Below are 22777 nucleotides of genomic sequence, written 5' to 3' on the forward strand. Positions count from 1 at the left end.
AATAGTCGTGCAGTTGGTATAAGACCTAGGTCTCATACTATGACAGTCATCCAATAATAATAACGATTGCCTGAACGCGCTTAGTAAGGCAATTGAAGGAGACGTCATATGAAAGCGTATCGGTTTGCAGTAGGTTGGCTTGCAGGGATTGCACCAACAATGGCGCTCGCGAATAGCGCCTACAACATGAGAGAAGGGGTTACGGATATAAGTCAGCAAGTCTATGACTTACACATGACCATCTTCTTGATTTGTTGTGTCATAGGTGTGGTGGTGTTTGCTGCTATGTTCTGGGCAATTATCCATCATCGAAAATCAAAAGGGGTAACCCCCGCACAGTTCCATGAAAGTACCAAAGTCGAAATTCTTTGGACCGCGATTCCATTCGTGATCTTAATTGCCATGGCTGTGCCCGCAACAAAAACTTTAATTGCGATGGAAGATGCCTCTAAAGCAGACATCACCATCAAAATAACCGGATCGCAGTGGAAATGGCACTACGAATACATGGGCGAAGGGGTAGATTATTATTCCGTTATCGCTACACCTCAGGACCAAATCGCGGATAAAGCCGAAAAAGGTGAACATTATCTATTAGAAGTAGATAAACCGCTGGTTATCCCAACTGGAAAAAAAGTTCGATTCTTAATGACCTCTGATGACGTTATCCATTCTTGGTGGGTACCTGATTTCGCAGTGAAGAAAGATGCCAATCCTGGTTTCATCAATGAGGCGTGGACACGCGTAAATGAAGAAGGTACTTACCGTGGCCAATGTGCTGAATTGTGCGGTAAAGACCATGGCTTTATGCCCGTTGTTGTCGAAGCGGTGTCACCAGAATCTTTCGATACGTGGCTCTCAGACAAAAAGGCTGAAAAACAACAGGCAGCGGCGGCTAGTGCGGCATTGCTTGATCAAACCTTATCTAAAGAGGAGCTAATGACAGAGGGCGAGAAAGTCTACATGGCTTACTGTGCTGCGTGTCATCAGCCTACCGGTATGGGATTACCTGGCGTTTTCCCTGCCTTAAAAGGCAGTAAAGTAGTACTTGGTCCTATTAATGATCACATCGACGTTATTCTTCATGGTCGTCCGGGCACCGCAATGCAATCTTTTGCAAAACAACTCTCTATCAAACAAATTGCAGGGGTAGTTACATTCAAGCGAAATAGCTGGGGCAATGACACTGGCGATGTAGTACAGCCAAGCCAAGTACAAGCGAGACTGGATGCCGATAAGGAGGCAGGACAATGAGTAGCATCGTTAATCCGCACGACCATGGGCATGATGACCATCACCACGCGCCATCGGGGTTTAAACGTTGGATTTTTACCACCAACCACAAAGACATCGGTACACTCTATCTTATTTTTGCGTTGACCATGTTTCTCATTGGTGGTGCCATGGCCATGGTGATCCGAGCTGAGTTATTTCAACCCGGATTGCAGTTGGTTGAACCTCATTTCTTCAATCAAATGACGACAGTACATGAGATCCATAATGGTGTTTGGTGCCGTAATGCCAGCCTTTACCGGTCTTGCAAACTGGATGGTGCCAATGATGATTGGCGCACCAGATATGGCGCTGCCTCGCATGAACAACTGGAGTTTTTGGATTTTACCCTTTGCGTTCATCATGCTACTCGCCAGTTTGTTTATGGAAGGCGGTGGTCCGGCATTTGGTTGGACGTTCTATGCGCCGCTTTCTACAACGTACAGTAATGACAACACGGCATTGTTTGTGTTTGCAGTTCACATCATGGGCATGAGTTCCATTATGGGTGCTATCAACGTAATCGTGACGATTGTTAATCTTCGTGCTCCTGGCATGACGTGGATGAAGCTGCCTTTATTTGTTTGGACTTGGTTGATTACTGCATTTTTGTTGATAGCCGTAATGCCCGTGTTGGCAGGTGCAGTAACGATGGTGTTAACCGATAAATACTTTGGCACAAGCTTTTTCAATGCTGCAGGTGGTGGTGATCCGGTGATGTTTCAGCACATCTTCTGGTTCTTTGGTCATCCAGAAGTGTACATCATGATTTTACCTGCCTTTGGTGTGATCTCAACGATAGTGCCGACTTTCTCACGTAAGAAACTCTTTGGTTATGCCTCTATGGTGTATGCGACGGCATCAATTGCGCTGTTGTCGTTCATTGTCTGAATTTCATCATATGTTTACAACCGGTATGCCGCTGACAGGTGAGCTCTTCTTTATGTATGCGACGATGCTGATTTCTGTACCGACTGGCGTGAAAGTATTCAATTGGGTTGCGACAATGTGGCGAGGTGCGATTAGTTTCGAAGTGCCGATGTTGTTTTCCATAGCCTTTATTGTGTTGTTCACCTTAGGTGGTTTTTCTGGGCTTATGCTCGCGATAACACCGGCTGATTTCCAATACCATGATACTTACTTTGTGGTTGCGCATTTTCATTATGTCTTAGTGACCGGAGCCATCTTCTCGATAATGGCAGCGGCGTACTATTGGCTTCCGAAATGGACGGGGCACATGTACAACGAAACCTTAGCCAAGTGGCACTTTTGGTTATCGTTAATTAGTGTCAATGTGCTGTTTTTCCCTATGCATTTCGTAGGACTTGCGGGGATGCCTAGACGTATTCCGGATTACGCACTGCAATTTGCCGACTTCAATGCCATTATCAGCCTTGGTGGGTTCGCCTTTGGTTTATCGCAATTGTTGTTTGTCTATGTCGTCTTTAAATGCGCCAGAGGCGGCGAGCCTGCGCCAGCAAAAGTGTGGGATGGGGCTGAAGGGTTAGAGTGGGAAATCCCTTCTCCAGCACCGTACCACACCTTTAGTACGCCACCGGAGATCAAGTAATGCATGGCGCGTTGTTGAAAAAGTTAGTGCTTACCAGCCTTGGTATGTTTGCATTTGCTTTTGCGTTAGTACCGCTTTATGACGTGTTTTGCCAAGTGACAGGACTCAATGGAAAACCGAGTCTGGCAGTGGCGCAAGCAAGTCAACAAATTGACATCGATAGGTTTGTTGATGTCAGTTTTACTACGCATGCTCAACAAGGCGCGCCTTTCTCCGTTCAAGCCGAGCACTTTAAGGTCACCATTCAACCAGGTGAAATTACCAAAGTGGCCTTTTCGGCGACCAATCTAAGCCAAGAAGCACGTGTAATGCAGGCGATCCCCTCGGTATCACCGGGAATTGCCTCTAAGTATCTTCATAAAATGGCCTGTTTTTGTTTTAACCAACAACCTATGGAAGCAGGCCAACATCAAACGTTTGAACTGATGTTTTATCTAGACACCGCGTTGCCTTATGAAATCGAAGAGCTGACTTTGTCTTACACCTTGTTTGATATAACTGAGCAAAGTCAGCAACTAGTATTAGAAACACCGATAGAACAGGTGTTTTCTATGGAGAACAGTGATGAGTAATTCAGATTATCAACACTATTACGTACCCGCACAAAGTCAGTGGCCTATTGTTGGCGCTGTCGCGTTGTTCTTTATTGCCTCTGGTGCCGGTCTGACGGTGATGCAACACAACAGCGAGGGCGGGAATGGGCACTATTTACTGTTTACAGGGATAGCCATTTTGCTCTTTATGTTGGTCGGTTGGTTCAGAAATGTGATTTCAGAATCGCAAAGCGGCCTTTACTCTAAACAAATGGATCAGTCGTTTCGACAAGGAATGAGCTGGTTTATCTTTTCTGAGGTGATGTTTTTCTTAGCGTTTTTTGGAGCACTTTTCTACGCTCGCGTGTTTTCAGTGCCATGGCTTGGCGGTGGCAGTAACAATGCGATGACAAACGAAGTATTGTGGCCGACCTTCGAGGCCATTTGGCCATTGCTGACGACACCAGGCGGTGAAGTGACACAAGCGATGGAGTGGAAAGGGTTACCACTGGTGAATACCCTAGTGTTATTGATCTCGTCCGTCACTATCCATTTTGCCCATCAGGCGCTTGAGCAAGATAAGCGCGGTCAGGTTAAGTTATTCATGGGCTTAACTATTGCGCTTGGAATTAGCTTCCTTGCACTTCAAGTTGAAGAATACATGCATGCTTATCACGAGCTTGGTTTGACGCTGCAATCAGGTATCTATGGCAACACGTTCTTTATGCTAACGGGATTTCACGGCATGCACGTGACGCTCGGGACAATTCTCCTTACGGTCGTGTGGTTGCGCATTTTCAATGGTCACCTCAACAGCAAACAACATTTCGCGTTCCAAGCAGCAGCTTGGTACTGGCATTTTGTTGATGTGGTGTGGCTATGTTTGTTTGTGTTTGTGTACGTTCTTTGACGTGGTGTGGATTGGGGTTGAAGTGGATCAACCCCAATTTTGCCGCAACTAAAATGAAAGCAAGCACAATGGCAGAAAATAGGACGCGTCTTCCCAAAAAATAGGACATCGGCTTATCGCCCGCTTTTCCACTGACCATAAGAAAAAGCGCGCGAAACAGATTGAACAATACGAAGCCGAGCAAGAGCACGATAATAATTTTAATAATCATAGAGTGCCTACATGAGTAACATTGATTCTTCTAAGCGTAGTGCAAGTTGGATGGTTTTGGCAGCTATATGCGTTGTCATTACCTGCCTGTGTCTTGCAATATGGCAATATCGGCGTGGCGTTGAAAAGGAAGCTTTGCTGGCGACCTCTGATACCGCTGTTCTCGATATAAATGCATTACCTATGGTGAATAACGAATCGCTACATGGTAAAGCGGCCATGCTAGAAGGGCGGTGGGTAGAAGGGCATTGGTGGCTATTGGACAATCAAGTCGTGCAGAGTAAATCAGGATTCGATTTGCTCTTGCCATTTGAGTTGTCAAATCACGCGTTGATTATAGTGAATGTGGGTTTTGTTCCCGCGCAGGGGCTTCGTGAAGCACCATCAGATCTCCCGAGCGTAGCAAGTTTTACGACAACCTTTACCTCGATACTTAAAACAAAAGATCTCAAGGGGTTTACGTTAGCGGATGAACCTGATCAGAATCCCACATTTCCACAACTAGTTCAGTTTATTGATCTTTCTTTTTTTGAGCGACAGTTAAAGCGTCCCATATTGCCGATGATCGCCTATGCCTCGGATCAATTAAATTCGAATCTTACCCCTCATTTCCAAATTTCGACGATGCCAGCACAGAAACATTTTGCCTATGCCTTGCAATGGTTACTGCTTGGTTTTGCCGCGTTTATCGTCGCATTCGTTGCGTTGAAATCTCAACAAAGGAGCTTAATACATGAAGAATAAAGCGCTTTGGCTTTTTGTTGGTTGCTGCGGATTGCCGCTGTTTGCGGCCTATATCGCGTTGCATTCGGGTTGGTTTCCTTCTGGAACGACAAACTATGGTCGATTTGTTGAAGGCGAACTTCACATAGATGAACTTAAGCATCGAGATGGCAAACTCTGGACCATTCTTTTAAACAGTCCGGAAACATGTCAACAGGCGTGTGCTACGCAAAAGGCCTCATTGGAAGCGCTGTTCGTGGCACTTGGGAAGCTGCAAAAGGACGTCGACATCGCGATTTTGGGTAAGGAAGACAAAACCTTGCCGTTTGCAAATATTGACAACTCACTTCAACTATCACCCGCAAATCTCTATTTAGTTGATAACAAAGGGCTAGTTGTACTCCAGTATCCGTTTGACGAAGATCCTGAAACAAATCGGCTCGTTCAAAAAGGACTACTGAGCGATTTAAAAAAACTGTTGAACTACGCGCGTTCTAGCTAAGGAGTCACTATGGAAAGAAAGTATAAATATGTCACCTTATTTGCGTGTTTGCTGGCTGCGGTGGTTGTAACATTAGGAGCGTACACGCGCCTTAATAACGCCGGGCTTGGTTGCCCTGATTGGCCTGGCTGTTATGGTTTTTTGACGGTGCCAGATGAACATCATGAAATTTCGGCTGCTTTGCAGGCTTTTCCAGACAGTGAGATAGAGCATGGTAAAGCTTGGTTGGAGATGATACACCGTTACTTTGCTGGAACGTTAGGCTTAGTTATTCTCTCGATTGCGCTTCTTGCACTGCGTCGGCAAACCGAAAAGCCCCTTCCGCTTAAGTTAGCGCTGTCGATTTTAGTCCTAGTCGTATTTCAAGCACTGCTTGGAATGTGGACCGTTACGATGAATCTACAACCTTTCATCGTGATGGGTCATTTGTTAGGAGGATTCTCGATATTAACCTTGTTGACCCTGTTGTATTTGAGACTGAACAATCAGTTCGTGTTCACAGAAGAACCTAAAATCCGACGTCAATCCCGCATATTATTTATAGCGCTTGGCGCGCTCATTGTTCAAATTGCGCTTGGCGGATGGCTTGCGGCAAACTACGCGGCGCCTCATTGTGTTGGATTACCGCTGTGCCAAAACATCGAGTTATTTTCTCTGGAGAGTTTATTTCATTTGCCTGTCGGGGCTGCAAACTACGAGTACGGTGTGCTGCCTTTCGAAACGCGATTATCAATTCATTTTATTCATCGAGTGTGGGCAATGGTCACGCTGGTTTTTTTAGGTTTTGCAGCATGTCGAGTCGTTGTAGCCGCGCAATCGGACTTATTTAAAAATGCTGGTCGGATCGTACTCTTTCTGTTGATTACTCAAGTATCGGTCGGCGCAGCAATAGTACATTGGCAATTTCCGTTGCATTTGACCTTATTTCACAACTTTATGGCAGCCATGCTGCTTATCGCAACCGTGCGGTTGTGCTACTTAGCTCGCTGTAAAGCGTGAGGAGTTCTTATGGCGTATGTTAATACATTAAATCATTACCTGCTGCCAGCGATAAACCGTAGTCGAGACTATTTAGCTATCTGCAAAATAAAAGTGGTATTGATGTTAGTTATCACCGCGTGGGTTGGGATTGCACTTGCGCCAGATATGAGCCGCACTTGGTTACAACAAGTTATGAGTTTGGTTGGCATTGGCGCGTTATCAGCGTCCGCCGCGGCCATAAATCATGTTGTTGATCGCAACATTGATAAGCAAATGGCGCGCACTCGACATCGACCTGTCGCTACGGAGCGATTAAGCGCGTCACACGCTGTCGCTTTCGCATTAATATTAGCGTTGCTCGGCACGTTTACGATAGTGGTCTTTAGTAATTGGTTGTGTGCATGGTTTACGCTTGCTTCATTAGTGGGTTATGCCGTCATTTATACCTATTACCTTAAGCGCGCAACGCCTCAAAACATTGTTATTGGTGGTCTTGCGGGAGCAATGCCTCCACTGCTTGGGTGGCTCAGCGAAACAGGAGCACTGATGGCCGAACCTTGGCTACTCGTAATGATTATTTTCACTTGGACACCGCCTCATTTTTGGGCGTTAGCGATAGCAAGACGAAACGACTATGCACGAGCCAATATTCCTATGTTGCCTGTGACTCACGGTGTCGAATTCACCAAACTGTGTATTCTCGTGTACACCGTATTGCTCACTCTCGTCTGTGTTTTGCCTTATCTAATCGGTATGTCTGGAGGGGTTTATTTGGGTGTTGCATGCATTCTAAATGGCATGTTTTTACTTAAAGCATTTGAATTGTACCGTAATGGCACTGATTTGATGGCAATGTCACTTTTCCGTTTTTCGATTGTTCATTTGCTGGTACTCTTTGTCGCTCTATTTATTGATAAATGGGTTTGACCGTGGGCAAAGGAATATGGGCGTTATTATTATTAGTTTTGGCATCTTGTACAAAAGTACAACCTGAACTGGCTGAAACGACCTTATTTTATTCGCAACCTAAAGTTGTCCCTAAGTTTTCTTTAACCGATCAACAAGGAAATGTGATTGGGAATGCCCAGCTAGAAGGGCACTGGACGTGGTTATTTTTAGGGTATACAAGTTGCCCAGACATCTGCCCAATGACGTTGGCGAAATTAGCGGCAGCTAAAAAACAAGTAAAAGAAAAAAATGTACAAGTTTGGTTTGTGTCGGTTGATCCAAATCGAGACACGCAACAAAAGCGTGCTGACTATGCGGGATACTTTGGTGAAGGTATTGTCGCTGCTACGGCGGCGCATGAGGTATTATTCCCATTTGTGCGTAGTTTGGGGTTAATTTACGCTATAGGCGACACGACTCAAGAACAGTACGCTGTTGATCACAGTGCATCTATCGCCTTGATCAATCCAAAAGGCGAGCTTACGGCTATTTTTAAGCCAGAATTCTCCGTTGGCCAAGTCCCATTGGTCGATAAATCTAAATTAGTCAAAGATTTTGACAGCATTTCTTCGCAATATTGATCTTCCTCACTCAAATTAACTGATTTACTGCGTATTATTGTGCTAACACGTTAATTGTTTTTAGCTTTTCAATGATCTTTTGTGGCAATTTTACGATCTCAGTCTAAGCTAATTTTATATAAAACTTTTACAAGGAAAGTGCAGCACTCATGTTAAAACTTCCTTCAGAATTAGCAGTTTCGCACGTGGAAGAATTACATCAGCAGCTCTTGCATGAAATTCACGATGTGCGGGATATAACCGTTGATGTTTCTGACGTTATTCGAGTCGATACGGCGACGGTTCAATTGCTTTGTGCGTTACAAAAACAGTTACTTTCTGTCGGACATAAAGTGGTTTGGCATGGGAAAAGTGAAGCACTTAGTGAATCAGTAAAAGATTTAGGGCTTAGCGAATTCTTAAACCTGCAAATAGAACTCTAAGAGGTTGGTATGAAGAAAATTTTAGCGGTGGATGATTCGGCATCTATGCGTCAAATGGTAAGTTTCACCCTAAAGAAGGCGGGCTTCGATGTCACTGAAGCAAAAGATGGCAGTGAAGCATTGAGTCTAGCCAAGCAACAAGGCTATGACGCGGTTATCTCTGACGTAAACATGCCGGTGATGGATGGCATTACCCTCATCAGAGAGCCTCCGTGCGCTTCCTAGCTACAAATTTACGCCGTTGTTAATGCTGACGACTGAATCTGGATTAGATAAAAAGTCTGAGGGCAAAGCTGCGGGTGCAACGGGGTGGATTGTGAAACCATTCAACCCAGAACAACTGTTGGCTGTATTGAAGAAAGTGATTCGCTAAATTTAAGGAGCGACCATGAGTATCGATCTGAGCCAATTCTTTGAAGTTTTCTTTGAGGAAAGCTTCGAAGGACTTGATGCGATGGAAGCGGAGTTACTCAACCTCCGCCCTGGTGAAGAAGACTCGGAGACGATTAACACCATTTTCCGAGCTGCTCATTCCATTAAAGGAGGCAGTGGAACATTTGGTTTTACATCGGTATCTGATTTTACACACGTACTTGAAACCCTCTTGGATCAGATACGTGATGGTCGCAGAAAGCTAACGTCAGAGCACATCAATCTGTTATTGCAATCGGTGGACTGTTTGCGTGCCATGCTTTCTGCGTTGCAAAATCAGTCAGAAGCCCGACCCAACTGAAAGTCAAAAGCTAAAAGCACAATTTGAAGTGATACTGGGTATTGAATCTGAGGCTGGTGGTGAGGAAATACATAGCGAAGCCGAGCCGGATAAACTCACGTTTCAAATCGATTTCAAACCTCATGCCCATTTGTTTAAAACAGGAAACGAGCCGCTTTATATGATTGGCGAGTTGGCTGAACTCGGCGATTTAGAAACGCAGGCGTTTCATGATGGCATACCTCCATTTGATGAGTTTAATGCAGAAGATTGCTATCTGGCATGGCGATTCTTTTTAACAACAACCGCGCCTGAAACGGCTATTCACGAAGTGTTTGAGTGGGTTGAAGACGATGCCGACATCAGTGTGCAATTATGTGGTGGTCTGTTTGAAGAATTCGACGATGATCTCGATAAAGAAATTGCAGCAACAATTTCTGCGAAAGACACCCCAAAAAGCATCGAAACGACTGAAAATGAGCCAACGGAAAAAGACACTTCGCAAGTAAAAGAACAAAAGGCACCAAGTGTAACCGCTTCAGCTCAACCTGCGCTTAGCGCTAAACCCAGCACCAGCGCACCAAAAGCACAGGATAATACCTCTACGTCTATTCGTGTGGGTATCGATAAAGTGGATTCCCTCATTAATATGGTCGGCGAGTTAGTGATCACGCAAGCTATGCTAAGTCAACTTGGCGAGCAGGATATGACCGACTCGACAATTTCGGCTTTGCAAGAGGGACTCGCTCAACTGGCGCACAATACGCGGGATCTACAAGAGAGTGTGATGCGTATTCGCATGTTGCCCATTAGTTTCGTATTTAGTCGCTTTCCCCGTTTAGTTCGAGATATTTCTCAGAAACTCAATAAACAAGTCGAGTTGAAACTCTTAGGTGAGCAAACCGAACTCGACAAAACTGTTATGGAGAAAATTTCTGATCCTATGGTGCATTTGGTGCGAAATTCGTTAGACCATGGTATCGAAACGCCGGAACAGCGTATTGCGGCGGGTAAAGACCCCGTGGGTACTCTCACACTCAACGCGTTTCATCAAGGCGGCAACATCGTGATTGAAATCATGGACGATGGGCAAGGTTTAAACACCGATAAAATTAAACAAAAAGCCATCGCGAATGGGCTAATTAATGAAGACGATGAACTCTCAAGTGAAGAAGTAAACGAATTAATATTTAGACCTGGATTTTCTACTGCAGACACCGTAAGTGATATTTCTGGTCGAGGCGTTGGCATGGATGTGGTAAGGCGAAACATCCAAGCACTCAATGGTTCGGTTGAGGTCTCCTCAGCTCGAGGTGTTGGCAGCACGTTCACGATACGACTACCATTGACACTTGCAATCCTCGATGGGCAGCTTGTCCAAGTGGCTGAGCATACCTACATCATTCCGCTCATTTCTATCGTGGAGTCTTTGCAAATTGATGTAAAAAAAGTGAGTCGGGTCGGCAAAAACTTAGACGTCTTGCGGCTGCGTGATGAATACATTCCAATCTTAAGACTATTCGATATTTTCAATCACGACGGGGCGATTGAAGAGTTAGACAAGTCTCTTCTCGTGGTCGTTGAATCTGACAATCAAAAAGTCGGTTTGTTGGTTGATGATTTACTGGCTCAGCAACAAGTCGTAATTAAGAGTTTAGAAGCCAATTACAAACGAGTAGATGGTATTTCAGGTGCAACGATACTCGGCGATGGACGAGTTTCGTTGATTATCGACATCAGCGGTTTAGTGAAACTAAGCGGGTTGCGTAAACCCGGCTCGCAGGAATTGGTCTTAGATCCTAATTTAGCGGAGGCGATATCCTAATGTTGAATGAAACAGCATTACAAACTGCGCTAAATCAACGCTTGGGCCATGGTGAAGCGCATGATGAGAAGCAGTACCTAACGTTTTTAATGGCGGGTGAGGAATACGGGGTGGATATTTTATCCGTTCAAGAGATCCGAGGCTGGAGCAGCGCCACCGCAATTCCTAACTCTCCCAGTTTTGTAAAAGGTGCCATCAATCTGCGAGGTACCATTGTCCCTATCATCGATTTACGGCTGCGTTTTGGTATTGAACCAATCGCTTATGGGCCTTTAACTGTGGTGATAGTCGTTAAGGTGGATTTTAAAGAGCAGTCGAAAACCATGGGGATCGTTGTTGACGGTGTGTCGGATGTCTACAGCATTAGTGAAGATACAGCGAAAGATGTGCCTGATTTCCAAGAATCCTCCAGTTCTCAGTATGTCGATGGATTGGTTAATGTCGGTGAAAAAATGGTCGTGCTTTTGAATTTGCAAAAGACGTTACAGATATAGCAAGAAGATAAGGTGAATAATATGGGGTGGTTCTCTAGTTCGAAACCAGTGAAGACAGAAGGTGATTATGTATTGGATGCGTTAAAACGAGCGCAAGCCGTACTGGAACTTTCACCGCAAGGTCAAATCATTGCTGCAAATCACAACTTTTCTAACTTATTAGGGTATATGCCTGATGCCATCAAGGGCCAGCCTTTTTCTTCATTGCTTGCGCCTTCGGCAAGAGAATCAGGAGAATTCCAAACAGCGTGGCCAAAAATAGCGGGTGGCAACGCGACGCAAGCGGATTTCTTATTAGTCAGTGCTAGTGGTCTTGATACTTGGGTTAGCATGCAATTTTTGCCGGCACTCAATGAAACGGGACAAAACACAAAAATCATCGCACTGTGTTCTGACCACGCAAAGATGAAGCAAGAAATTACCGAGTTTAAAGGGCAGGTGACAGCCATCAATCGGACGCAAGCGACCATTGAGTTCGATATTTCAGGTAAAATTCTTAGAACAAACAATAACTTCTTGAATGTCATGGGGTATGAACAATCTGAAGTGGTGGGAAAACATCATCGAATGTTCATTGAAGAAGAGTTTGCCAAAAGTGATGTGTACCGGGACTTTTGGGATAAGTTGGGTCGTGGGGAATTCCATTCTGGTGAGTTTAAGCGAATCGGAAAAGGTGGAAAAGTTGTTTGGATCCAAGCGACGTACACCCCCATTTTGGATGACACCGGTCGAGTAGTAAAAGTTGTAAAATACGCAAATGACATTACAGCACGTAAAAAGTTGGAAGAAACAGCAAAACAAGACGCGAATTTGGCCAGTGCGTTGCGTATCTGCCAAGCGAACGTGATGATAGCAAATGCCAATTTAGAAATTGTCTTTATGAATCGTGAAGTAGAAAAAATGCTGAAAACGCATGAAAAAACACTTCAAACGGTGTTGCCGAATTTCAATGTAGATGGACTCATTGGCACAAACGTCGATTTTTTCCATAAAAACCCAGCTCATCAAAGAGGCTTACTGGATAAGTTAACTCAAGCCTACAAAACGCGTATTAAATTGGCGGGATTGACGTTCGATTTAATTGCAACACCTTGGCTTGGGAAAGACGGTGAGCGATTGGGTACGGTTGTGGAATGGTACGATCTGACCGAGAAGCTTGCTGAAGAAGAAAAGATGCGGACTCAAGCGGAAGAAAACTTACGTGTTCGTCGTGCACTCGATAACGTGGCGGCCAATGCCATGATTGCGGACAACAACAACGTAATTGTGTATATGAATAATTCGGTTAGAGAAATGATGCGTATTGCAGAATCTGACCTGAGAAAAGACTTACCTAACTTTGATGCAAAGAATCTTGTTGGTAAGAACATCGATGAATTTCACAAAAATCCAGCGCACCAACGTAGCTTACTCGCCACATTAAAAGACACCTATAAAACCCAGATTAAAGTGGGTGGTCGAACTTTCTCACTCATCGCGAATCCCATTTTCACAGAAAGCAAAGAATACGTGGGTACCGTTGTTGAGTGGAATGACCGCACTGCAGAAGTCAAAATGGAAGAAGAAATTGCCCATTTGGTCAGTTCTGCAAGTAGCGGTGAACTCAGTGTTCGTGTAAGTGAAAAAGGAAAAGAAGGGTTCTTCTTGAACTTAACAAATGGCCTCAACGATTTACTCAGTAATATTGCGGAAGCAATTGAAGATACGGGCGAAATGCTAGGAGCACTTGCTGGCGGAGACTTATCTCGCCGGATGAATAAGGATTATGAAGGGGCGTTTGACCAACTCAAACGCGATGCTAATGCCACCGCGGATAAATTGACGGAAGTGATCAATCGCATTAGTACGTCAGCCGCTTTGGTTGCAAGTGGGGCAGAAGAAATTTCACAAGGTAACGCTGATTTAAGTCAACGTACTGAAGAGCAGGCGTCGTCTTTGGAAGAAACGGCTTCCAGTATGGAAGAAATGACCAGTACGGTTCGTCAGAATGCCGATAATGCGCGTGTCGCAAACCAATTAGCAGCAGAAACCTGTGATAAAGCAGAATTGGGTGGCGCTGTCGTTAGTCGTGCGGTTGATAGTATGTCTGCTATCAATGAATCGAGTAAGAAAATTGCGGATATCATCGGTGTTATTGATGAAATCGCCTTCCAAACCAATCTCCTTGCGTTAAACGCGGCGGTAGAAGCAGCGAGAGCTGGTGAGCAAGGCCGCGGATTTGCCGTTGTCGCGGGTGAGGTGCGTAACCTCGCACAGCGTTCGGCTGCTGCTGCGAAAGAAATTAAAGATTTGATCCGAGACAGTGTGAGCAAAGTAGAAGATGGCACTGTGTTGGTTAACGAATCGGGTATGACTTTGAAAGACATTGTGGCTTCAGTACGCCGTGTAACGGAAATGATTTCTGATATCGCGTCAGCGTCTCAGGAACAAAGTTCAGGCATCGAGCAAGTAAACAAAGCCGTGTCACAAATGGATGAAATGACACAGCAAAACGCGGCGTTAGTGGAAGAAGCATCCGCGACGGGTGAATCGATGGCGGAGCAAGCGAGAGACATGCGACGTTTGTTGAATTTCTTTAATGTCAGTTCGGATGCTGAGCCATTAGCTATGCCGAAGTTAAATGGGCATGCACCAAAAGCGGCGGCAATAGAACATCAACCGAGAGTTAAACAACCTGCTCCTGTCGCAGGAGGAAATAAATTTTCGGATGAAGCGGACGAATGGGAAGAGTTCTAACCTAGACAAATAAGTAGGGGCCTAAATGAAGGAATTTGCATTATCTGACACGGATTTTAAGGCGATATCAGAAAAAGTGTACAAGGCTTGCGGTATCGTTTTAGGCCCCCACAAACGTGAAATGGTTTATTCCCGGTTAGCGCGGCGGATTCGTGCTACCGGACTGAGTTCCTTTGAGGAATATTTGTCTTATCTTGAAGACAACCCAGAAGCGGAGTTCAGTTCTTTTATCAATGCAATTACCACAAATCTCACGTCGTTTTTTAGGGAGTCACATCACTTTGACTACCTTCAAAACGAGGTGATTCCCTTATTACTGAAACACAACCAGCAATCTAAGCGCGTCCGAATTTGGTCAGCAGGCTGTTCAACGGGAGAAGAAGTCCTACACGATAGCAATGACGATTGCAGGGCAATTTCCAAAGAGTTGGGACGTTAAAATTTTAGCGACCGACTTGGACTCCAATGTGTTAGATAGAGCTCGGCGAGGCGAATATACAGCAAGCAACGTGACGGGGTTGTCCGATAGTCATTTGAAGCAGTTTTTTCTAAAAAGTAATGATGGAACTTTGTTTAAGGTCAAACCGGAATTGCAACAAATGGTGCATTTTAAACGCCTAAACCTGCTTGAACCTTGGCCCATGAAAGGCCCGTTTGATGTGGTTTTTTGTCGTAATGTTTTGATCTATTTTGATAAAGATACGAAAGATCGGCTTTTTCAAGGCTACTACAATATTTTGGCACGTCACGGTCACCTGTTTATTGGGCATTCGGAGTCGATGGGCAAAGAGCATGTTGAATACAAAAGTTTAGGCAAAACGATGTACCGCAAGGCGAATTATGAAGCATTTTAAACCAGTTATTCATGGCTTTGAGCATGTAAAACGTTTTTGGGATTCGACTCGTCATAAAGTGGTGGCTAAAGTGTTGCCTGGTGAATTTTATATTTCAAAAAATGACGAGCTGATTTCTACGGTACTTGGTTCGTGTATTTCTGCGTGTGTGTATGATGAAGTTATGGGCATCGGTGGAATGAATCATTTCATGTTGCCTGGGGTTAAGGATGCGAACAATTTGCATGCGAATGATCTTAGTTGTCGGTATGGCAACTGGGCGATGGAGTTTCTGATTAACGAGCTGTTGAAAAATGGCGCAGCTCGCAAAAATTTGAAAGTGAAGCTGTTTGGTGGCGGGAAAATAATACGTTCCATGACAGACATTGGTTTAGGGAATATCCGATTTGCCTATGACTACGTTCAAGAAGAAAAGCTGGAGCTTATTTCACACGACGTAGGTGGGCCGTGGCCTCGAAAAATCGTATTCAACCCACAATCTGGGAAAGTGCAAGTAAAGAAGCTTCGTGAAATGCATAATGACACGATTGAAAAACGCGAAGTTCGGTACTTGCACGAAATTGAGGCGCAAGATAAGAAAACGGATATTGAGCTGTTTTAAGAGAATGCCATGATTAAAGTGCTGGTGGTGGATGATTCACCGTTGATTCGTAAATTGCTGACAGAGATCCTTACGCAGGCTGATGACATTACTGTTGTTGGCGTAGCGGAAGACCCCTATGAAGCACGTGATAAAATAAAGCAGCTCAACCCGGATGTCTTAACACTCGACATTGAAATGCCGAAGATGAATGGGATCAGTTTTTTGAAAAACCTGATGCGTTTACGACCCATGCCTGTGATTATGATATCAACACTCACACAGCAAGGGTCGCCTGTAACGCTTGAAGCATTGGAGCTAGGAGCGGTTGATTTTATTGCTAAACCCTCTGTGAATGTCGCGAAAGAATTAAACGATTACATGGAAGTGGTACACCAGAAAGTACGAGCGGCATATCGAGCGCGTTTACGGCCTTTCAAAGCCGCTGATCAAGGAGGCGCTTCTGGGGTCGTTTCCAAATATGAGCATTTCTTGCCCGGTCGGATATTAGCGGTAGGAGCAAGTACCGGTGGTACAGAAGCAATTAAAGAAGTGTTGATCCGCATGCCAGCGAATTGTCCTCCTATTGTCGTCACGCAACATATTCCTCCTGTGTTTAGTACGTCATTTGCACTACGAATGGACAGAAGTTGTACTATCTCTGTCAAAGAAGCGGCAGATGGCGACGTATTAAAACCAGGCACGGCGTACATAGCACCGGGTGATAAACATCTTAAAGTGATGCGAAAAGGAAGCCAGTTTGTGTGCGTACTCGATAATGGTGAAGCCCGTTAATCGGCACAAGCCTGCCGTTGATGTGTTATTTGCGTCACTAATCGATTGCAATCCAAAAAACGTCAGTGCGGTCTTGCTTACAGGGATGGGCAGTGATGGGGCTAGGGGATTACTTGCACTAAAAAACGCCGGAGCGATTACCTACGCTCAAGATGAAAAAACGAGTGTTGTGTGGGGAATGCCAAGAGCGGCGCATGAACTTGGCGCCGCGTCGAGTTTAGTGCCTTTACATCATGTCGCCGAAACACTGCTGGCGAGTGCTGCCAAGCCTTAGATACGTTTTTCTATTGTACTAACCATTGCTGGGAATACCAGAAGTAGCGAGCTGGGCTGTCTTTCATTGGCGACGTGCAGTTGTAGCGGCTTCGGCCTTTAGGCAATGGCGTGGTGGTGTACACCTTTACCTCGGTTTCGGAAAGCCATTCGGTTTTCGCTTGGCCTTGACCTGAGACATAACAAGCAAATTGACTTTGATGAAACGGCTTATCTTTAAAATTTAAAGTAAGAATCGGTTCCTTGTTATCAGTGACCGTATCCTCGTATTCGACCGATTTTAACGGAAAAGCCGCGGAGGTTAGTTTGTACTTTAACGTGTCGATATTGGCATAAATGCCCGAAGCGGGATAACGAGGAACCGCAGTCCAATCGGTTGTTGTATCTACCGCTCCGGATTGTTGGCCAATTCCAATTACCGCCATTTCATTTAATAGGCGTTGTAACGCTTTGTTGTATTCGCCATAAGGAAATGCAACCCAAGGGTAATTGTGACCTATTTCTTCTGCGATTCGTTTTTGTGCATTTGTTAGGTCCGCGCGGATGCGAACTCGCCACTGTTCATCGTTTTCACCAGGTCGCTTTTCGTGGAGATAATCGTGTTGTGAAGAGTGACTGGCAATGATCGCGCCTTCTTTGCTCAATTTACGTAATTGCGCCCATGTCATCACGTAACTTTTGTGCTCGTCAATGAGTTGCGGGTTTACGAAAATCGTGTAGGGAAAACCATATTCTTTGAGGATAGGCGCAGCTGCTTCGAAATTGTTGTCGTAGCCATCGTCAAAGGTAATTGCAACCGTTTTGTCCGGTAATGAATAGCCCTGTCGCAATGACGTGAATAGCTTATCCAAACCGATGACGTTAAACCCATTATTTTTTAAAAAAGCTAAATGTTGTTTAAACGTCTCTTTTGAAATGCTTGTCACAGGAGGAAGGGTTTCACTTACATGGTGATACTGTAAGATAACGGCACTGTGAGCAGGCATTGCCAAACCGAAAAGAAAGCTAAGACTGAGATGCGCGCGTTTTTTACCAACCATAAGTTACAACACCTTGAGTTACTGCGTCTAAGTGGACCTATGATGTTAGCAAACATCTCCGTACCACTACTAGGACTTGTTGATACCGCGGTGATAGGTCACCTTTCCAATGCCTATTTTCTCGCGGCCATTGCGCTTGGTTCAAGTAGCGTCAGCTTGATTTTTTGGTTGTTGGGCTTTTTACGTATGAGTACAACAGGACTCGTTGCTCAGCGATTTGGCGAACGCAATGAAGTGGCGTTACTTAGCCAACTTTATGCAAGCGCAACGATAGCTATCGGTTTGTCTGTGTTGTTGCTGTTGTTACAGAGTTCAATCATCGCACTCGTCGCTAACCTGTCCAATGCATCTCCTGACTTGATGGCAAGTGCAGGGCGTTACATTGAGATACGGTTGCTGAGTGCGCCCGCCGCAATGATGAATTTGGTGTTGTTGGGCGCGTTACTTGGATTACAAAATGGCAAAGGGCCATTTTATGTGGTGCTGTTTAGTAACGGATTGAACATTATTCTCGATGTGTGGTTTGTCGTTGGCCTTGATCTCAATGTGGTTGGTGCTGCTTGGGCCACGTGCATTTCGGATTATTTGTCCTGTGCTTTAGCTATCGGATTAGTCGTAAAATCATTGGGCAGGGCCAATATCACCATGAAATGGTTGCCCATCAATCTGAGCCAAATTACACATTTACTGCATCTAAATCGAGATATCTTTTTCCGATCGTTGGTACTGCAAGCGTGTTTTAGTTTTATGACGTTCTACGGCGCCCGCTTAGGCGATATCACTTTGGCAACGAATGCCGTGTTATTAAACTTCCTATTACTCATTAGTTTTGCGATGGATGGTATTGCTTATGCGCTAGAGGCAAAGGTTGGAGAAGCGGTCGGTCAAAAGTCTCAAGCAGCCGTTCATCGCTGGGTGAAAGTGGGATTTTTTTGGGGAGCAGTGTTTGCATTTGGCTATACGTTTACGTTTGCAGTGTTTGGGCCGCTGTTTGTCGCCAGCTTAACTTCACTGGATACAGTACAAGCTAATGCCGCTGAATATTTACCGTGGATTGTCGTGATGCCATTGATTGCAACTAGTTGCTTTTTATTCGATGGGATTTTTGTTGGAACTCATGCGCGCAAAAGACATGCGTAACAGTATGATTATTTCTGGAGTGGTGGGGTTTGCAGTGCCGTTTATACTGACGTCTTCATTTGGAAATCATGCACTTTGGTTTGCGATGAGTTGTTTTATGGCCCTAAGAGGCATTACTTTGGGTCTTCGTTATCGAACAGTGATGGGTCGAGGGCTTTTCGATCGAGCACTTGTGCAAAACGATTAGCAAAGATACCTGCGTAACCCCATGCGGCAAAATAGCCACCCGGCAGGAGTATGATAACTCCCGGTAATTGCAACCACGGCCAATACAGATACCCCAGAGCAATTAGGCTTGCACCAAAGGCAAACAACGCAAGACCAATAAAAAATCGCTTCATGCTTCGCTTGGGGGAGCCTCCCCAAGCGAAATATCCATTCTTTAAACATCAATCGACTCGCGATTAATAGTAAGAATGCTCGCCGTGAGCGTGTTCTGTGATATCGCGAACGCCGCTTATTTCAGGGAACTTAGCGATCATTTCTTTCTCAATCCCTTCTTTGAGCGTAACGTCTATCATCGAACAGCCATTGCAACCGCCGCCAAACTGAAGCACGGCGATGCCGTCTTTTGTGATCTCGACTAAACTCACTTGGCCACCGTGGTTAGCCAGTTGTGGGTTTACTTCAGTCGTAAGCATGTGTTGGACTCGGTCATGAAGAGACGCATCGTCACCCAACTTTTTCGCTTTAGCATTCGGTGCTTTCAGGGTAAGTTGCGTGCCCATTTTATCAGTGACGAAATCGATTTCTGCTTCTTCTAAAAACGGTGCGCTTTCTTCATCAACAACGGCATCAAAGCCATTAAACGGTAAACGGATGTCAGTTGGCTCCACTGCGTCAGCTGGGCAGTAAGATACACCACACTCTGCTTTTGATGTTCCAGGGTTTACCACGAATACGCGGATATTCGTGCCTTCAGCTTGATTTGAAAGCAATTTACCAAAATGGATTTGCGCTGTTTCAGAGATCTTGATCATATTGACGACTATACTTGACTAAATTACTCGGTTAATCGCTATCATACTCCGCTCATCTTATTGTCGCTAGTGTTGAACGAAATTTTTTGGAATCCTCAGAGTAAGGTTGATAGCGTAGAAAAAACGAAAAAAGCATCAAGGCGAAGAAATGAGAAAATGGTTGAGTTTGGCGGCAATGACGCTGAGCAGTGCGAGCATGGCGGCACCGTTGAGTTATTATTTTGATAGTGCGGTAAAGTTTGACCCAACAATTCCAACCCCAAGTTCAGTACTTGGTTATGAGGTCGGTGATTGGCATGTACGACACGACCAGCTGGTGGACTATTTAAAACTTCTTGCGGAAAAAAGTGATAGGCTTTCCATTACCGAAATTGGACGTACGTATGAACAACGACCTTTGCTGTTGCTTTCGTTTAGTGCCCCTTCTCGAAGCCAAACGCTGGATAACATTCGTCAACAACGCTTGACCGCGATTGCTAAGGGCAAAGGGTTAAGTGAGTTACCAGCGGTTGCATGGATGGGGTACAGTGTTCATGGTAATGAGTCATCCGGTAGCAACGCAGCATTATTGGTGGCGTATTACCTTGCCGCCGCGGAGGATGCTCGAATTGAACAATTGTTGTCCGACACCATCATTTTGCTCGATCCGTCATTGAATCCAGATGGTCTAAATCGGTTTGCAAGTTGGGTAAACAGTACGCGCAGTTTAACGCCATCACTAGATCCTAAACACCGAGAACACGACGAACCTTGGCCTTCAAGCCGAACGAATCATTACCTTTTCGATTTAAATCGTGATTGGCTACCGCTTCAGCATCCGGAGTCGAGAGCAAGAATGAATGCTTTCCACGCTTGGAAACCCAATTTGCTGACGGATTTTCATGAAATGGGTCCGAATAGTACGTACTTCTTTCAGCCTGGCGTACCTTCTCGCACGAATCCCATTACGCCAAAACAAAACGTGAAACTAACCGAGGAAATCGCGACTTTTCATGCCGCGGCGCTGGATAAACGACAACAGTTGTATTTTACCAAAGAAAGTTTTGATGATTTCTATTATGGCAAAGGATCAACGTACCCCGACATCAATGGTGCTGTGGGCATCTTGTTTGAGCAAGCCAGTAGTCGAGGCCATTTGCAACAGACGATTAATGGTCCTCTATCATTCGCTGCAACGATTAAAAATCAGCTGACGACGACGTTGTCCTCTTTCGACGCCTTGTTGGCGAATCAACAAAGTTTAAAAGCTTATCAGCAGACCTTTTACAACAGCGCGATTGATGAATCGAAAAAAGAAGAATTTGTAGGTTATGTCATTGATTTAGAAAATGACAAATCACGTGGTGATGCTTTTATGGCGATTTTAAAACAACACCAAGTCCATGCCTATCGTTTAGCACAAACGACGACTGTTGATGGGCATGAATTTGCTGCCTCGAGCAGCGTTTATGTTCCACTTGGACAGCCGCAGTACAGAGTAATCAAAGCGTTATTTTCAGAACAAACACAGTTTGAAAATAATACATTTTATGATGTGTCCGGCTGGACTATTGCCCATGCATTTGATTTACCTTTTAAAAAGCTTAAGCGGGTGCGAGATACACAGGTTGCGACGACGGAATGGCAGGCGTCTTCAGTTCCGTCATTCGATTTAAAATCAGGCTCGTATGCTTACGCATTTTCTTGGCAAGATAGCCAAGCGCCCGCGTTACTCAACGCTTTGCTTTCCCACGGGATAAAGGCGCGGTTAGCACTTGATGGTTTTTCAGCTCTATCGAGTGGCAGCGAAAAGTCGTTTTTAGCTGGGGCGGTTGTGATCCCTGCAGGTCTGCAAACGCGTGCAAATTGGTTTAGTGAGTTGAATGCGGTTGCAAAGACCTTTGCTATCCAGATTAGTGCTATTGACAGCGGTTTAACTCAATCAGGTATTGATTTAGGTTCACGGCAGTTTGCGGTGGCAAAACTCCCGAAAGTATTGCTAGTCGGTGGACAGGGGATCAGCCAATACGAACTGGGTGAAGTTTGGCACTTTTTAGATACGCGTCTTCGAATTGCACCGACGATTGTCACTCAAGATCAATTGGCTAGATTGACCTTAAGCGATTACACCCATGTTATTCTGGTAGATGGTCAGTACCAGTTTGATAAGCAAGCTAAACAAAACATAGGGGAATGGATGAGCAAAGGCGGGGTGCTTTGGGGGCATAAGCGAGGTGCAAAATCTCTGATAGCAAATAAATGGCTGAATGCAACGGCTATTAGTGAAGCAGAGCTGCAGGCTCAATTCGACACGCAAAATCTCCGCTACGCGGATCAAGAAGCGCTGGCTTCTAAACAACGTATTGCGGGGGCCATTTTTAACACTCATCTTGATATAACTCACCCTTTAACATTTGGAATGAAGGATGACACGCTTCCGATGTTCAAAGACGCGACTTGGTTATTGCAACCCTCTACTAGCCCATTTGTCACGGTAGCTAACTATACGGCTTCACCACTTTTGGCGGGTTATGCTGATCCTATTAACATTGACACGATTAGTCAGAGTGCCGCGTTGCTTGCGCACCGAAAAGGTCGAGGAACCGTGATAGGTATGACCGACAACCCTGTGTTTCGTGGTTATTGGTATGGGACAAGTCGGTTACTTGCAAACGCCTTGTTCTTTGGGCATACATTAAGTGCGCAATCCAAATAGT

General features: G+C 45.0%; 19 protein-coding genes and 5 pseudogenes. 20 read left to right on the plus strand and 4 right to left on the minus strand.

Annotation, left to right across the window (positions count from 1 at the left end; all coding sequences use genetic code 11):
• Positions 1-108 precede the first annotated feature (108 nt).
• From coxB to J5O05_RS10795, 4 genes and pseudogenes are all read left to right on the plus strand, one after another.
• A complete protein-coding gene (gene coxB / locus J5O05_RS10780) occupies positions 109-1254 on the plus strand; it encodes a cytochrome c oxidase subunit II (RefSeq protein WP_208842062.1) in 1146 nt (381 codons plus the stop codon).
• Positions 1251-2842, plus strand: a pseudogene (gene ctaD / locus J5O05_RS10785) (cytochrome c oxidase subunit I). The gene coxB and the pseudogene ctaD overlap by 4 nt, the downstream one beginning before the upstream one ends.
• Entirely contained in the window at positions 2842-3414 is a 573-nt protein-coding gene (locus tag J5O05_RS10790; RefSeq protein ID WP_208842063.1) for a cytochrome c oxidase assembly protein, read from the plus strand. Before ctaD ends, J5O05_RS10790 begins: the two are co-directional and overlap by 1 nt.
• Positions 3407-4285, plus strand: coding sequence for a cytochrome c oxidase subunit 3 (locus tag J5O05_RS10795; protein ID WP_208842064.1), 879 nt, complete (start codon positions 3407-3409; stop codon positions 4283-4285). Before J5O05_RS10790 ends, J5O05_RS10795 begins: the two co-directional genes overlap by 8 nt.
• Here J5O05_RS10795 and J5O05_RS10800 read toward each other — a convergent pair.
• Complete coding sequence (locus J5O05_RS10800) at positions 4185-4496, minus strand: DUF2909 domain-containing protein (RefSeq protein ID WP_208842065.1); 312 nt, start codon at positions 4494-4496, stop codon at positions 4185-4187. The two genes, J5O05_RS10795 and J5O05_RS10800, sit on opposite strands and share 101 nt — an antisense overlap.
• An 11-nt stretch (positions 4497-4507) precedes the next feature.
• Between J5O05_RS10800 and J5O05_RS10805 the strand changes: the two genes are divergently transcribed.
• The 14 genes and pseudogenes from J5O05_RS10805 to J5O05_RS10865 all read left to right on the plus strand — a co-directional run bounded on the left by J5O05_RS10805 (position 4508) and on the right by J5O05_RS10865 (position 16922).
• Positions 4508-5239, plus strand: a complete 732-nt coding sequence (locus tag J5O05_RS10805; RefSeq protein ID WP_208842066.1) for an SURF1 family protein — start codon at positions 4508-4510, stop codon at positions 5237-5239.
• On the plus strand, positions 5229-5720 hold the full coding sequence (locus tag J5O05_RS10810; RefSeq protein WP_208842067.1) for a transmembrane cytochrome oxidase associated protein: 492 nt from the start codon (positions 5229-5231) through the stop codon (positions 5718-5720). The genes J5O05_RS10805 and J5O05_RS10810 overlap by 11 nt, the downstream gene beginning before the upstream one ends.
• Positions 5721-5729: 9 nt before the next feature.
• Entirely contained in the window at positions 5730-6719 is a 990-nt protein-coding gene (locus J5O05_RS10815; protein WP_208842068.1) for a COX15/CtaA family protein, read from the plus strand.
• A 9-nt stretch (positions 6720-6728) separates the two neighbouring features.
• Positions 6729-7628: a heme o synthase gene (gene cyoE / locus J5O05_RS10820; RefSeq protein ID WP_208842069.1), complete on the plus strand. Its 900-nt coding sequence runs from the start codon at positions 6729-6731 to the stop codon at positions 7626-7628.
• Positions 7629-7630: 2 nt separating this feature from the next.
• Entirely contained in the window at positions 7631-8230 is a 600-nt protein-coding gene (locus tag J5O05_RS10825; RefSeq protein WP_244369572.1) for an SCO family protein, read from the plus strand.
• Between the two features lie 149 nt (positions 8231-8379).
• Complete coding sequence (locus tag J5O05_RS10830) at positions 8380-8652, plus strand: STAS domain-containing protein (protein WP_208842071.1); 273 nt, start codon at positions 8380-8382, stop codon at positions 8650-8652.
• Positions 8653-8661: 9 nt separating this feature from the next.
• Positions 8662-9025, plus strand: a pseudogene (locus J5O05_RS10835) (response regulator).
• Between the two features lie 15 nt (positions 9026-9040).
• Positions 9041-9385, plus strand: coding sequence for an Hpt domain-containing protein (locus J5O05_RS22860; RefSeq protein ID WP_425281496.1), 345 nt, complete (start codon positions 9041-9043; stop codon positions 9383-9385).
• Positions 9336-11189, plus strand: a complete 1854-nt coding sequence (locus J5O05_RS10840) for a chemotaxis protein CheA (protein ID WP_425281497.1) — start codon at positions 9336-9338, stop codon at positions 11187-11189. Before J5O05_RS22860 ends, J5O05_RS10840 begins: the two co-directional genes overlap by 50 nt.
• Entirely contained in the window at positions 11189-11683 is a 495-nt protein-coding gene (locus J5O05_RS10845) for a chemotaxis protein CheW (protein ID WP_208842072.1), read from the plus strand. Before J5O05_RS10840 ends, J5O05_RS10845 begins: the two co-directional genes overlap by 1 nt.
• A gap of 21 nt (positions 11684-11704) precedes the next feature.
• Complete coding sequence (locus J5O05_RS10850) at positions 11705-14419, plus strand: methyl-accepting chemotaxis protein (RefSeq protein ID WP_208842073.1); 2715 nt, start codon at positions 11705-11707, stop codon at positions 14417-14419.
• Positions 14420-14444: 25 nt separating this feature from the next.
• Positions 14445-15273: pseudogene (locus tag J5O05_RS10855) on the plus strand (CheR family methyltransferase).
• A complete protein-coding gene (gene cheD, locus J5O05_RS10860) occupies positions 15260-15874 on the plus strand; it encodes a chemoreceptor glutamine deamidase CheD (protein ID WP_208842074.1) in 615 nt (204 codons plus the stop codon). The pseudogene J5O05_RS10855 and the gene cheD overlap by 14 nt, the downstream one beginning before the upstream one ends.
• Positions 15875-15883: 9 nt before the next feature.
• Positions 15884-16922 (plus strand): annotated as a pseudogene (locus tag J5O05_RS10865) (protein-glutamate methylesterase/protein-glutamine glutaminase).
• Positions 16923-16932: 10 nt separating this feature from the next.
• Here J5O05_RS10865 and J5O05_RS10870 read toward each other — a convergent pair.
• Positions 16933-17961 carry a polysaccharide deacetylase family protein gene (locus J5O05_RS10870; protein WP_208842075.1) on the minus strand — a complete coding sequence of 343 codons (1029 nt, stop codon included), beginning with the start codon at positions 17959-17961 and terminating at the stop codon, positions 16933-16935.
• A 39-nt stretch (positions 17962-18000) separates the two neighbouring features.
• Between J5O05_RS10870 and J5O05_RS10875 the strand changes: the two are divergent.
• A pseudogene (locus J5O05_RS10875) lies at positions 18001-19288 on the plus strand (MATE family efflux transporter).
• On the opposite strand, the gene J5O05_RS10880 reads toward J5O05_RS10875, so the two are convergent.
• Positions 19215-19442: a hypothetical protein gene (locus tag J5O05_RS10880; RefSeq protein WP_208842076.1), complete on the minus strand. Its 228-nt coding sequence runs from the start codon at positions 19440-19442 to the stop codon at positions 19215-19217. The pseudogene J5O05_RS10875 and the gene J5O05_RS10880 overlap by 74 nt on opposite strands.
• A gap of 63 nt (positions 19443-19505) precedes the next feature.
• Positions 19506-20081: a Fe-S biogenesis protein NfuA gene (gene nfuA / locus J5O05_RS10885; RefSeq protein WP_208842077.1), complete on the minus strand. Its 576-nt coding sequence runs from the start codon at positions 20079-20081 to the stop codon at positions 19506-19508.
• Positions 20082-20229: 148 nt separating this feature from the next.
• Between nfuA and J5O05_RS10890 the strand changes: the two genes are divergently transcribed.
• Positions 20230-22776 carry a M14 metallopeptidase family protein gene (locus tag J5O05_RS10890; protein ID WP_208842078.1) on the plus strand — a complete coding sequence of 849 codons (2547 nt, stop codon included), beginning with the start codon at positions 20230-20232 and terminating at the stop codon, positions 22774-22776.
• The last annotated feature ends 1 nt before the right edge of the window (position 22777 follow it).

Origin of the sequence: Pseudoalteromonas xiamenensis (genome assembly GCF_017638925.1) — a bacterium.
Lineage (GTDB): Bacteria > Pseudomonadota > Gammaproteobacteria > Enterobacterales > Alteromonadaceae > Pseudoalteromonas > Pseudoalteromonas xiamenensis.